Raw genomic sequence first — 12,929 nt, 5'->3', positions numbered from 1 at the left:
GGGTCTGACCCGAGAGTGACGAGGTACGGTGCGAAAGCGCCCCCTCGCCTTCCCACGGGCCGTCATCCTCGGACCTGATCCGAGGATTTTCCTGAGGTTCCAGGCCCCGCTCGGATTCCTCGCGCCGAGCCCGAGGAGGATCTCCCCCTCCGGCTCAGCGGTGCCGTTGGACGTAGTCCACCAGTGCGCGGGTCGAGGCGTCCTTGTCGGACGCGTCGGCCTCGCCGCTCAGGACCGGTTCCAGCGACTGGGCCAGCTCCTTGCCCAGTTCCACGCCCCACTGGTCGAACGAGTTGATCCCGAGGATCACGCCCTCGACAAAGACGCGGTGTTCGTAGAGCGCCACGATCTGACCCAGCACATGGGGCGTCAGCTGCGGCACCATCAGCGTGGTCGAGGGGCGGTTGCCCGGAAAGACCCGGTGGCGGGCCTGGCGTTCCAGTTCGTCGCCCTCGAGCCCCTTGGCGCGCATGATCTCGCGCGCCTCGTCCAGGCTGCGGCCGCGCATCAGCGCCTCGGACTGCGCGAGGCAGTTCGCCACCAGAAGCTGGTGGTGATGCGCGAGATCGGGTTCATGCCCCCTGGCGGCGACGATGAATTCGCAAGGCACCACGCGGGTGCCCTGGTGGATGAGCTGGTAGAAGGCGTGCTGCCCGTTGGTGCCCGGTTCGCCCCAGACGACGGGGCCGGAATGCACCGGCAGGTCGCCGCCGTCCATCGAGACGCGCTTGCCGTTGCTCTCCATCTCGAGCTGCTGGAGATAGGCCGGCAGGCGCAGCAGACGCTGGGCGTAGGGCAGGACGGCGCGGGTCGCGTGCCCCTGCCCCTGGTTGTGCCAGATTCCGACGAGGGCCAGCATGACGGGCATGTTGTCCCGGAAGGGCGCGCCGCAGAAATGCATGTCCATCTCGTGCCCGCCCGAAAGGAAATCGCGGAAGTCGTCGGGCCCGATGGCGATCATCAGCGACAGGCCGATCGGGCCCCAGACGGAATAGCGGCCGCCCACCCAGTCCGCGAAGCCGAAGACGCGGTCGGGGGCGATGCCGAATTCCGCCGTGTGGTCGGCGGCGGTCGAAAGGGCGGCGAACTGGGCCGCGGGGTCATCGACCTTTTCGGCCATCCAGCGGCGGGCCGTTTCGGCGTTGGTCATGGTTTCGATGGTGGTGAAGGTCTTGGAGGCGACGATCACCAGCGTCGTCGCCGGATCGAGCCCGGCCAGCGTGTCGTGGATATGCGCCCCGTCGACGTTCGAGACGAAATGCACGCGCGGGCCGTCGCAATACGGGGCGAGCGCCGCATGGGCCATGACCGGTCCGAGGTCGGAGCCGCCGATGCCGATATTCACCACATCGGTGAAGGCGCCCCCTGCCCCGGCAAAGCTGCCGTCGCGCACCGCTTCGGCAAAACCCTCCATCCGGGTGAGCGTCTCCATCACACCGGGCATGACGTCCGAACCGTCGACGTAGACGGAGGCGCCCGAGAGGTTGCGCAGGGCGGTGTGCAGAACGGCGCGGTCCTCGGTCTCGTTGATCCTGCCGCCTTCGAACATGGCATCGCGCCGCGCGGCCACATCGGACTTGCGGGCCAGGTCCAGCAGCGCCTCGCGGTCCTCTTCGCTCATCTGCGTCTTGGAGTAATCGAACAGAAAGTCACCAATTGTGACACTGAACTCCGATGCACGATTACCGGATTGCAGCAATTCCGTCATGCTGCGGTCCCTGGCGGCGGCGCCGCGTTCGGCGATGTCGGTCCACATTGGCAGTCTCCTCGGGCGGGGTCAGTCCGCGTAGTGAATGGTCGCGCCCTCCAGCAGGCAGGCGACCGGCGCCTCGGCAGGGGGGAGTTGCGAGGCCCTGAGGAGGGCCTCTTTCTTCTCCGTCCCCATGATCAGCAGGTGAATGTCGAGCGCGCCGCTCAGCACCGGGGCGGTCAGGGTGACGCGCGGCTCGGGCGCGCCGGGCGCGCGCATGGGCAGCAGAAGGGGCGCGTCGCCGCTCAGCCCCTCGGTCAGGCGATCCGCGCCGGGAAAGAGCGAGGCCGTGTGCATGTCGGCGCCCATGCCGATCAGCATGACGTCGATCGGCAGCAGCGGGGCCACGCCGGCGATCAGGGTCTCGAGCCGATCTTCGGGGGCCGGCGCCGCGTCATAGAGCGGGATCAGGGTGGCGGCGGCGGCGGGACCGGTCAGCAGGGACCGGCGCAGAAGCGCCGTGTTCGACCGGTCCGAACTTTCGGGCACCCATCGTTCGTCGGTCAGCATCACGTCGACGCGGTCCCACGGCAGGTGGACCTGCGACAGCGCCTGGAAGACCGGCCCGGGCGAGGTGCCGCCGGGCACGGCAAAGGTCGCGCGGTCCTTCTGGCGAAGCGACTGGTTGAGCGCGTCGGCCAGCACCTCGGCCAGGTCGAGCGCCAGCAGGTCGCGGTCGGGATACTCCACCAGGTTCATGCCCGGATCTCCCGCCAGCGGCGCCCGTCGCGATGCACAAGGGCCAGGGCGTCCTCGGGGCCGGACGAACCGGGTTCGTAGGTGACGGGCCTGTCGCCGCGGCTTTCCCACCCCTCGATGATGGGATCGGTCCAGGCCCAGGCGGCCTCGACCTCGTCGCCGCGCATGAAAAGCGTCTGGTTGCCGCGGATGACGTCCATGATCAGCCGTTCATAGGCATCCGGCACGTCCTCGCCATCGGGGCCGAGCGCCTCAGCGAAGGTCATGTCCAGCGGCACGTCGACCAGCCGCATTCCCCCCGGGCCCGGTTCCTTGATCGTGACGTCGAGATCCATGCCCTCGTTCGGCTGAAGCCGGATCGTCAGGATGTTGCGGTGCCGCCCGGCCTCGGGACCGAAGATGGAATGCGGGGTTTCCTTGAAGATCACCGCGATCTCGCTGGCGCGCGCCTTCAGCTTCTTGCCTGTGCGGAGGTAGAAGGGCGTCCCCGCCCACCTCCAATTCGAGATGGTGGTGCGCATCGCGATGAAGCTTTCGCTGGTGGCGCGCGGGTTCTCGACATCGTCGAGGTAATCCGGCCCGCCCTTGCGTTCCGGTCCGTACTGTCCGCGCACGATATTGCCCGTCTCGACCGGGTCGAGCGCGCGGATCACCTTGAGCTTTTCGTCGCGCACGGCGTCGGGGTCGAACTTGGCGGGCGGTTCCATCGCGATCAGGCAGAGAAGCTGCATCAGGTGGTTCTGTACCATGTCGCGCATCGCGCCCGAGCGGTCGTAATACTCGCCCCGGCCCCCGACGCCCACGGTTTCGGCCACGGTGATCTGGATGTGGTCGACGTATTGCGAGTTCCACAGCGGCTCGAACAGCATATTGCCGAAGCGGACGGCCATCAGGTTCTGGACCGTCTCCTTTCCGAGATAGTGGTCGATCCGGTAGATCTGGCTTTCGTCGAAGTGGCGGGCCAGCGTTTCGTTCAGCGCCCGGGCGGTCTCGAGATCGCGCCCGAAGGGTTTCTCGACCACGATGCGGCTGTCGCTGTCGGCCATGCCATGGGCGTGCAGACGCTCGGCGAGATCGCCGAAGAGGCTGGGCGCCACGGAAAAGTAGAAGGCGCGGACCCGGCCGGGGATCATCATATCCGAGAGGGTCTGCCACCCCTCCTCTCCCCTCGCATCGACATGGACATAGTCGATGCGCTCGAGAAAGGCGTCGAGCGTGCCCCCCTCGCACTGCGTCGTCGTGTTGAACTCCTCGATGGCCTCGCTGACCATCTGGCGGAACTCTCCGGCGGTGTGGTCGGAGCGGGCGGCGCCGATGATGCGCGATTCCTCTCCCATCTGGCCCGAGCAGAAGCGGCGGAACAGCGCCGGCAGGATCTTGCGGCGCGCGAGATCGCCGGTGCCGCCGAATATAACGAGATCAAAGGGTTCGACTGGAATAACGCGGGATACCATGCGGGGTGTCCTTTTCTTCCGGCGCGCGAGTTTGGGCGCTAACATAGCGACAGCAGGGCAATTCACAATGGCGCCAATGCCATTCACGGCGTTTGCCCCCGCAGTGTCCACCCGATAGACCTGCACGAGACCGAGAATTCCACGCACGGACCAGACATGAAAGATCAGACCGACGCCAATTTCGGCAAGTTCGCCGACCCCGCCGTGACCGCGGATGGCCAGAGGCGCGCCTCGGTCGCGCTGAGCGGTCTGCGCACGCTCTGGGTCAACACCGGCACGCTCTGCAACATCGCCTGCGCGCATTGCTACATCGAAAGCTCGCCCGTCAACGACGCGCTCGTCTACATCTCGGCCGAGGAGGTGAGCGAGGCCATCGTCGATGTTCAGGCCAGGGGACATCCGCTGGAAGAGGTCGGGTTCACCGGGGGCGAGCCGTTTCTGAACCCGGCCTTCCCGGCGATGGTCGAGGACACGCTGCGGCGGGGCCTGAAGGTCCTGATCCTGACCAATGCGATGAAACCGATGATGCGGCCACGCTGCCGGGCCGCTCTCGAACGGGTGCAGGCGGCCTACCCCGGCCGGCTGACGATGCGCATCTCGATCGACCACCATGGCCGCGGTCTGCACGATGCCGAACGGGGGGCGGGCGCCTTCGAGGAGACGCTGACCGGGATGCGCTGGCTGCGGGATGCGGGAATCGCCATGGCCGTGGCCGGACGCGGGTTTTCCGAAGAGGGCGAGGCCGAGATGCGTGCGGGCTACGCGGCGCTCTTTGCCCGGGAAGGATTCGCAATCGACGCGCAGGATCCGGCGCAATGCGTCCTCTTTCCCGAGATGGACCTGCGCGCCGAGGTGCCCGAGATCACCACGGCCTGCTGGGGCATTCTGAACAAGCGCCCCGCGGATGTCATGTGCGCCTCGTCGCGGATGCTGGTCAAGCGCAAGGGCGAGGCGCCCTCATACGCGGCCTGCACGCTTCTGCCCCACGACCCGCGCTTCGACATGGGTTCCGGGGCGCCCGAGCGCGGGCAGTCGGTGGCGCTGAATCACCCGCACTGCGCCAAGTTCTGCGTGCTCGGCGGGGCGTCCTGCGCGGCCTAGTGCAGGGTGAATTCGCCCTGGCAGTTGCGCCATTCGCCGGGCGAAACCTCGCGACGGTGCGTGAAGCGGACCGAATGCAGGGGGCCCTCGATCTCGTCCTGCCAGAATTCGATGAACTTGAAGAGCCGCGGATGGTCGGGCGCCAGGTCGTAATCCTGCCAGACGAAGGTGTTGAGAATGTTCAGGTGGTCGGGCATCCGGTAGAGAAATTCGGCCGTCGTGAGGCCGTAGCCCTTGAGCATCATTTCCGTCTCGGTCATCTGCATTTTCATACCTCTTGTTGTTGCTTGTCTGAAAATGATGCGCCAGTTCGAATAAAAATCAACGAAAACAGTTTGCTAGCAGCCACCCGAGCTGAGTGCCAAAGGCAGCTGTCAGGGGCCATTGCACCCCAGAGAAGGTGGGTGCTATAAACCACCCCAACAATATATAGATGACGCGAACAGACAGGCCCCGATCGTGACGGACACGCCAGAACCTCCTGAGAATACAGAGGAAAATCCCCGCACGCCTTTCGAAGGCCCGACGGTGTCGATCACCGACGAGATGCGGAACTCCTATCTCGACTACGCGATGTCGGTCATCGTGGCGCGGGCGATTCCCGATCTGCGCGACGGCCTGAAACCCGTGCACCGGCGCATTCTCTTCGCCATGCACGAGGTCGGCAACACGCACGACAAGCCCTATCGCAAGTCGGCCCGCCCTGTGGGCGACGTCATGGGCAAGTACCATCCGCACGGCGACAGCGCGATCTACGACGCGCTGGCCCGAATGGCGCAGGATTTCTCGATGTCGCTGCCGCTTCTGGACGGCCAGGGGAACTTCGGCTCGATGGACGGCGACAAGCCCGCCGCCATGCGTTACACCGAGGTGCGCATGGACAAGCCGGCGCAGTACATGCTGGCGGATATCGACAAGGACACGGTCGATTTCCAGGACAATTACGACGGCAAGGACCGCGAACCTTCGGTCCTGCCGGTGCGCTTCCCGAACATGCTGGTGAACGGCGCCGGCGGCATCGCCGTCGGCATGGCGACGAACATCCCCCCCCACAACCTGGGCGAGGTGGTGGATGCGACGCTGGCACTGATCGACAACCCCGACCTTTCGGTCGAGGAGCTGATCGACTACGTGCCCGGCCCCGACTTCCCCACGGGCGGCGTGCTGCTGGGCCGGTCGGGGGCCCGCAAGGCCTATACCGAAGGCCGCGGCAGCTGCATCATCCGCGCCAAGACTCATGTGGAGGAACTGCGCCGGGACCGCTATGCCATCGTCATCGACGAGATTCCCTATCAGGTGAACAAGTCGGCGATGATCGAGAAGATCGCCGAGCAGGTGCGCGAGAAGAAGATCGAGGGGATCTCGCACGTGCAGGACGAAAGCGACCGGCACGGGGTGCGCGTCGTGGTCGAACTCAAGCGGGACGCGACGCCGGATGTGGTGCTGAACCAGCTGTTCCGCTTCACGCCGATGCAGACCTATTTCGGCTGCAACATGCTGGCCCTGAACGGTGGCCGGCCCGAGACGCTTACGCTGTACGGTTTCCTGTCGAACTTCATCAGCTTCCGCGAGGAAGTGGTCGCCAGACGCACCGCCTATCTGCTGCGCAAGGCGCGCGAGCGGTCGCACATCCTCTGCGGTCTGGCGGTCGCCGTGTCCAATGTCGACGAGGTGGTCGCGACCATCCGCGCCTCGGCGGATGCGGCGGAAGCGCGCCAAAAGCTGATGGCGCGCCGCTGGCCGGCCGAGGAGATCGCGCCCTATATCCGCCTGATCGACGACCCGACGCACCGGATGAACGACGACGGCACCTACAACCTGTCGGAAACCCAGGCGCGTGCCATCCTCGAACTGCGGTTGCAGCGCCTGACGCAGCTCGGCGTGAAAGAGGTCACGGACGAGCTCGAGGAACTGGCGGGCAAGATCAAGGAATACCTCGAGATCCTCGGCTCGCGCGAACGGATCATGCAGATCATCTCGGACGAGCTGCGCGAGGTGAAGGAGCTTTTCGCCGTGCCGCGCCGGACCGAGATCGTCGACTGGTCGGGCGACATGGAGGACGAGGACCTGATCGAGCGCGCCGAGATGGTCGTGACGATCACGCAGTCCGGCTACATCAAGCGCACCCCGCTCGAGGATTACCGCGCGCAGAAACGCGGCGGCAAGGGCCTGTCCGGCATGGCCACCAAGGATGACGACGTGGTCACGTCGCTCTTCGTGGCGAACACGCATACGCAGCTTCTGTTCTTTACCACCGACGGGATGGTCTACAAGCTCAAGACATGGCGGTTGCCGCTTGGCGGCCGGACGTCCAAGGGCAAGGCGATCGTCAATATCCTGCCGATCCCGACCGGCGTCTCGATCGCGGCGATCATGCCGGTGGACCGGGACGAGAAGGACTGGGGCGACCTCCAGATCGTCTTTGCCACCTCGGCGGGCACGGTGCGCCGGAACGCGCTGTCGGATTTCACGAATGTGAAGAGCAACGGAAAGATCGCGATGAAGTTCGAGGGCGAGAACGAGGGAATGCGCCTGATCAACGCACGCATTTGCGGGGCCGAGGACGACGTGATGCTGTTCACCCAGTCCGGGCGCGCCATACGGTTCCGTGCGGATGACGTGCGGGTCTTCAACTCGCGCAGTTCCGTCGGTGTGCGGGGCGTGCGGCTGAACGAGAAGGACGAGGTCGCCTCGATGTTCGTGCTGCCGACGTTCCCGGCTGAATCGGACGAACGCGCCTCGTATCTCAAGATGCGCCGCGCGATGGCGGGCGACGTGGAACAGACCACGGACGAGGAAGAGGGCAACGCCGACATGCCCCTGCCGCAAGACCGCTATGCCGAGATGTCGGCGGCCGAGACGCTGATCCTGACGATAACGGCGGGCGGCGCGGGCCATATCAGCTCCTCGCACGACTATCCCCTGCGCGGGCGCGGCGGCATGGGCGTGACCGCCTGGGAAAAGACCATGCGCACCGGCGAGATCATCGCGGCCTTCCCGGTCGAGATGGACGACCAGGTGATGCTGGCCACCTCGAAGGGGCAGTCGATCCGCGTGCCGGTCGACGGCATTTCCTTCCGCTCGCGCAGCGCGGGCGGCGTGCGGGTGTTCAACACCGGCAAGGGCGAGACCGTCGTCTCGGTGGCGCGGATCGCGGAACAGGGCGACGAGGACGACGCCGAGACGGACGACGCCTGATGTTGCAGGGAACGGGCACGCGGATCGATAACTGGGATGACCTGCGATACCTGCTGGCCGTTCACAAGACCGGAAGCATGAGCGCGGCGGCCCGGTTGCTGACCACCAACCCGGCCACCGTGTCGCGGCGCCTGGCGCGACTGGCGGAGACGCTGGGGTATGAACTGTTTCACAAGACGCCGGAGGGCTGGGTCGCCAGCGACGCCATCGCCCTGCTGCTGGAAAGCGTCAAGAGTTTCGAAGGCGAGATCGACAGCTTCCTGAATTCCGCCGCCTCGCAGAGCGGGGAACTCAGGGGGACGATCGCGATCGGGGTTCCCGGCTCTCTCGCCAACGGCGTGCTCGGCCCGCGGATCGGCGAACTCGTGGCGCAGCACCCGGGGGTTCAGCTCAGCCTGCACGCGCAGACCTATCGCGAGACGCTGGGCGAGAACGATCTGATCATCTCGCCGCTGCGCCCGCAGCAGGGGCGGTTGATCGTGCGGCCGATCGGCAAGGTCCGGGCCAATGTCTACACCATGCCGGAGACCCCGCGCGACGGCGCCTGGATCGGGCTCTTGCGGGATTTCGACACCCACGAGCCGATGCAGCAGGCCCTGTCGTTGATGGGCGGGCGGCCGCCCTCGGTCCGGCTCGAGACGATGCACGACGTGGCGGGCGCGATTCGCCTGACGCGCCTGCCGGGTCTCACCCTGCGGATCGACGCCTCGCACAGTCCGGAGATGACGCTCTACGATCCGTCGAACCCCGATATCGAGACGCCCTTGTACCTGTGCTACCACGAAACCCGGCGGCACGATCCCCTGTTGCAGGCGGTGATCGACTGGGTTTCGGACGCGTTCGCCAAGGTTGACGCGATCTGACAGCAGGCGTGACGCCCATCGGCGACACCTTCAGGATGAATTCGCCGGATTTGTTTCAACCCATGGAAAACGGGTCCGGGGCGGTTGCCGATGCAACCAGTGCGTGCAATACCTCATCTCGTATCGTTGCTGGTATGGTTGCGATGACGGCGACTGAACGGGTCATTACGGGGTTCCCTACCCAACTCCCTCCGTTCCAGCGCCGGGTGTCGCAACGGTCCCGATCGACCCTCGGTCGGGGCGTCAGGTTCCGAGGCATTTGTGTGCGATGGTCCGCACATGGTGCACGGGGCCGAAAGGGTGAAACGGTCTGACGATCTACCCCGTCATTCCCTCAGCACACTGGGCCGGCCAAGTGCCGGCCCACTTTTTTATCACGAGGAACTTCTTCGGACGGGCCGGCGTTCAAGAGGGGCTGCACGACCGAATGCGCCGGCCCTCGTTCGCAGGCCCGGGCGCAACCGACACCTTGGCTGAGAAGGCAGACAGATGATCCGATTGATGAAACACGGCCTCCGGCCTTTCGGTGCCGCGATATGCGGCGCGCTGGCCCTTGCCGCTCCCGCGGCCGAAGCGCAGCGGGCGCTGCAGGGCGAACTGAGCTTCGAGCTGGGCCGGAACCAGGAAAAGAGCCGCAATTACAAGCATATCGCGACCTCTCTCGGCACGACGTTCGACAATGGCGTGGGGCTGCAACTCGATCTCTCGGTCGGAAAATTCGAATCCGTCATCTCGACGCAACCGGCGGCGGCGGTGCATGTCTATTTCGCGCCCGGCGGGGGCTGGGCGCTCGGCGCGTATCTCTCGGGCGAGGATCAGCGCCCGGGTAACTACGTCCATCTCGGTCTGGAGGCGGGCTATGACGCCGGGCCTTTCGACCTCGAAGCCTATGCCGCCTACCGCGACGACCGGGCCGCTTCCAGTGACGGATCGCGCTATGGCATCGCGGCCGCCTATGCGCCGGACAGCTGGAACGGGGCCGGCCTCTTCGGGGGCGGCCATGTCGACGAGGGGCTGCCCGGCGGCGACAGGTCCATCGCCTATCTCGGCACCGACTACCGGTTCGGAAACAACACCAGGTTGTCCCTGATGGCGGGCCGGACGGACCTCTCGGAGACGGTGATGAAGCTGAGCTACTCGATCACCTTCGGCGACGGACCCCGGTTTTCCCGCCGCGACAACATGAGCACCTTCGGCCCCTATTGATTACAGATCGTAGAGCGCGCCGAACTTCGCCTCGATGTAATCGAGAAGCGGGCCGGCGGTCGGCGCTTCGCCGCAGGCGCGCTCGATGACCTCGGCCGGGCGGTAGAGACCGCCGTGACGCTGCACCCTGTCGCGCAGCCAGCTGGTCGCCGGCGCGGTTTCGCCGCGGGCGAGATGGTCGTCGAGGTCCGGAATGTCGCGCCGCAGCGCCTTGTGCAGGCAGCCAGCGTAGACATTGCCCAGCGAATAGGTCGGGAAATAGCCAAAAAGCCCGACCGACCAGTGCACGTCCTGCAGGCACCCCAGCGAGGGGCGCGGCACGTCATAGCCGAAATCGGCCCTGAAACGCTCGTTCCACGCGCCTTCGAGGTCCGCCGCGGCCAGGTCGCCCGAAATCAGCGCACGTTCCAGGTCGAACCGCAGCATGATGTGCAGGTTGTACTGCAACTCGTCCGATTCCGTGCGGATGAAGTCCCGCTGTACCCGGTTGACGACGGCGTAGAAGGTGTCGGCGTCGTCGATGCCGATGTCGCCGAAACTGTCGCGCATCCGGTCGAACATCCAGCCCGCGAAGGCGCGGGACCGGCCGAGCTGGTTCTCGTATATCCGGCTCTGGCTTTCGTGCACACCCATCGAGACGCCATGCCCGAGCGGCGTCAGCGCATATGCGGGGTCGATGCCCTGCTCATAGCAGGCGTGGCCGACCTCGTGAATGGTCGAGAAGAAGCAGTTGAAAGGGTCCAGCGGATTGACCCGCGTGGTGATCCGCACGTCCGCGCCCGAGCCGGACGAGAAGGGGTGGACCGACTTGTCGAGGCGGCCGCGCGTCAGGTCGTAGCCGAAGGTCTGGGCCAGCGTGCGGGTGAAGGCGAGCTGCCGGTCCTCGTCGAAGGCGCCGGTCAGGCCCGCAGGCTCGGGCCTGTCCAGAACGCGTTCCCTTAGAGTGGTGAGGCGCGGGCGCATCTCGCCGAAAATCGCGTCGAGACGGGTGGCGGTCATCTCCGGCTCGTAATCGTCGAGCAGCGCGTCGTAGACATCGCCGCCATCGGCAAGGGCCTGCCCCTCTTCCTGCCGCAGCGCGACGATCCGGGCCAGGACGGGGGCGAAGGCGGGGAAGTCGTCGGCGGCGCGGGCAGCGGCCCAGCGACCCTGCGCCACGCTCGTCACCCGGGCGATCTCGGCCGCGAGTGTCGCGGGAACTTTGCGCGTACGGTCGAAGTCGCGGCGGATGTGGCGCAGCATGGCGGCCTGCGCATCGGTCATCTCGGCGCCCTCCGCGGCGGCCAGCCAGTCGCCGATGCGGCTGTCGGTGCGCCGGGCGTGCAGCACATGCGAAATGGCGGCACTCTCCTCGCCGCGCTGTTCGGCCGCGCCGGGGGGCATCATGGTCTCCTGGTCCCATTCCAGACGGCCGGCGATGGCCGCCAGCGCCTCGGTCTCGCGCTGGTGATCGAGAAGGGCTGACAGGGATTCGCTGGCGGTCATCGGGAACCTCGGACGGATTGCGGAACGGGATAGCCCGCGTGGAACCGGGCACGCAGGATCAGGACGAATGTCGCCACGGCCAAAAGCTGGTGCGTGAGCGCGACATGCAGCTGGGCGGCCGTGATCACGGTGTAGACCCCCAGCACCACCTGGCCGCAAAGCGCGACGAAGGCCACGAGGAAGGCGCCCGATGTCACGCGGTTCGCGGCCCGGCGCGACCGGATCAGCACCATGATCGAGAAGAGCAGCAACAGGTAGCCGGTGATCCGGTGCATGAACTGCACGAGGCCCGGATTCTCGAGGACGTTCCGCCAGGCGGGTTCGAGCATGAGCGGGTCGGGCGGCAGCCATTGCCCGCCCATCGTGGGCCAGTCGGTATAGCTCCGGCCCGCGTCGATGCCCGCCACCAACGCGCCGAGCAAGATCTGCAGGAAGGCGAAATGCATCCATCCGGTCCCGAGCGAGAAGAGCTTGGCGTCGCGGATCCGCCGGGACTGCATCAGGTCGCGCTCGGGCCGTCCGAGGAGCAGGACGTACCAGGCGATGAAGCCGAGGATGACGAAGGCCAGGCCGAGATGCGTCGCCAGCCGGTAGGAGGCGACGTCGAGCATAGTCCCTTCGAGGCCGGACGACACCATCCACCAGCCGATCGCCCCCTGGATACCACCGAGCAGGCCGATCCAGACCAGGCGCCCGGTCCAGCCGGTGGGGATGGCGCCGACGGCCAGGAAGGTCACGAACCCGGCGGCCCAGACCAGGCCGATCACCCGTCCCAGTTGGCGGTGGCCCCATTCCCACCAGTAGATCACCTTAAAATCGTCCAGCTCCATCCAGGCGTTCTGAAGCTGGAATTCGGGGATCTGCCGATACTTGTCGAATTCCGCCTGCCACTCGGCCGCGTTCATCGGGGGCAGCGCCCCGGTAAGAGGTCGCCATTCGGTGATCGAGAGCCCGCTGTCGGTCAGCCGCGTCAGCCCGCCGACGGCGATCATGACCACGACAAGCGCGAAGAGCAGCATCAGCCAGTAGCGGATCGCCCGGCGGCCGCCGCGCCGGGCGCTGTCGATGCCGCCGGTCGCGATCTCGGGCCGGGTGTCGGACTGAACCTCTTCGAAGAGCTTGCGTTTCTCGGCCATGGCTGCCTCGTTTCCTGTCGCGGGGACGTTAGTCCCC

At 66.3% G+C, this 12,929-nt stretch carries 10 protein-coding genes; 4 read left to right on the top strand and 6 right to left on the bottom strand.

Annotated features, from left to right (window positions below):
- Positions 1 to 154: 154 nt before the first annotated feature.
- The 3 genes from pgi to zwf are packed head-to-tail and all read right to left on the bottom strand — an operon-like array spanning position 155 to position 3,903.
- On the bottom strand, positions 155 to 1,756 hold the full coding sequence (gene pgi / locus OB2597_RS07020; RefSeq protein WP_009804844.1) for a glucose-6-phosphate isomerase: 1,602 nt from the start codon (positions 1,754 to 1,756) through the stop codon (positions 155 to 157).
- Positions 1,757 to 1,777: 21 nt separating this feature from the next.
- Positions 1,778 to 2,449, bottom strand: coding sequence for a 6-phosphogluconolactonase (gene pgl, locus OB2597_RS07015; protein ID WP_009804843.1), 672 nt, complete (start codon positions 2,447 to 2,449; stop codon positions 1,778 to 1,780).
- Positions 2,446 to 3,903: a glucose-6-phosphate dehydrogenase gene (gene zwf / locus OB2597_RS07010; RefSeq protein ID WP_009804842.1), complete on the bottom strand. Its 1,458-nt coding sequence runs from the start codon at positions 3,901 to 3,903 to the stop codon at positions 2,446 to 2,448. Before zwf ends, pgl begins: the two co-directional genes overlap by 4 nt.
- A 156-nt stretch (positions 3,904 to 4,059) precedes the next feature.
- Between zwf and OB2597_RS07005 the strand changes: the two genes are divergently transcribed.
- On the top strand, positions 4,060 to 5,004 hold the full coding sequence (locus OB2597_RS07005; protein ID WP_009804841.1) for a radical SAM protein: 945 nt from the start codon (positions 4,060 to 4,062) through the stop codon (positions 5,002 to 5,004).
- On the opposite strand, the gene OB2597_RS07000 is transcribed toward OB2597_RS07005, so the two are convergent.
- Positions 5,001 to 5,270, bottom strand: coding sequence for an usg protein (locus OB2597_RS07000; RefSeq protein WP_009804840.1), 270 nt, complete (start codon positions 5,268 to 5,270; stop codon positions 5,001 to 5,003). The genes OB2597_RS07005 and OB2597_RS07000 overlap by 4 nt on opposite strands.
- 193 nt (positions 5,271 to 5,463) lie before the next feature.
- Between OB2597_RS07000 and gyrA the strand changes: the two genes are divergently transcribed.
- From gyrA to OB2597_RS06985, 3 genes are all read left to right on the top strand, one after another.
- Positions 5,464 to 8,202: a DNA gyrase subunit A gene (gene gyrA, locus OB2597_RS06995; protein ID WP_084658651.1), complete on the top strand. Its 2,739-nt coding sequence runs from the start codon at positions 5,464 to 5,466 to the stop codon at positions 8,200 to 8,202.
- A complete protein-coding gene (locus OB2597_RS06990) occupies positions 8,202 to 9,065 on the top strand; it encodes a LysR family transcriptional regulator (protein ID WP_009804838.1) in 864 nt (287 codons plus the stop codon). The genes gyrA and OB2597_RS06990 overlap by 1 nt, the downstream gene beginning before the upstream one ends.
- A gap of 489 nt (positions 9,066 to 9,554) precedes the next feature.
- Positions 9,555 to 10,271 carry a porin gene (locus OB2597_RS06985; protein ID WP_084658648.1) on the top strand — a complete coding sequence of 239 codons (717 nt, stop codon included), beginning with the start codon at positions 9,555 to 9,557 and terminating at the stop codon, positions 10,269 to 10,271.
- On the opposite strand, the gene OB2597_RS06980 is transcribed toward OB2597_RS06985, so the two are convergent.
- A complete protein-coding gene (locus OB2597_RS06980) occupies positions 10,272 to 11,756 on the bottom strand; it encodes a carboxypeptidase M32 (RefSeq protein WP_009804836.1) in 1,485 nt (494 codons plus the stop codon). It abuts the gene before it with no gap.
- Complete coding sequence (gene ctaA, locus OB2597_RS06975; RefSeq protein ID WP_009804835.1) at positions 11,753 to 12,892, bottom strand: heme A synthase; 1,140 nt, start codon at positions 12,890 to 12,892, stop codon at positions 11,753 to 11,755. Before ctaA ends, OB2597_RS06980 begins: the two co-directional genes overlap by 4 nt.
- Between the last annotated feature and the right edge of the window lie 37 nt (positions 12,893 to 12,929).

The organism is Pseudooceanicola batsensis HTCC2597, assembly GCF_000152725.1.
GTDB lineage: Bacteria > Pseudomonadota > Alphaproteobacteria > Rhodobacterales > Rhodobacteraceae > Pseudooceanicola > Pseudooceanicola batsensis.
This window is presented reverse-complemented; position numbering and strand designations above follow the sequence as displayed.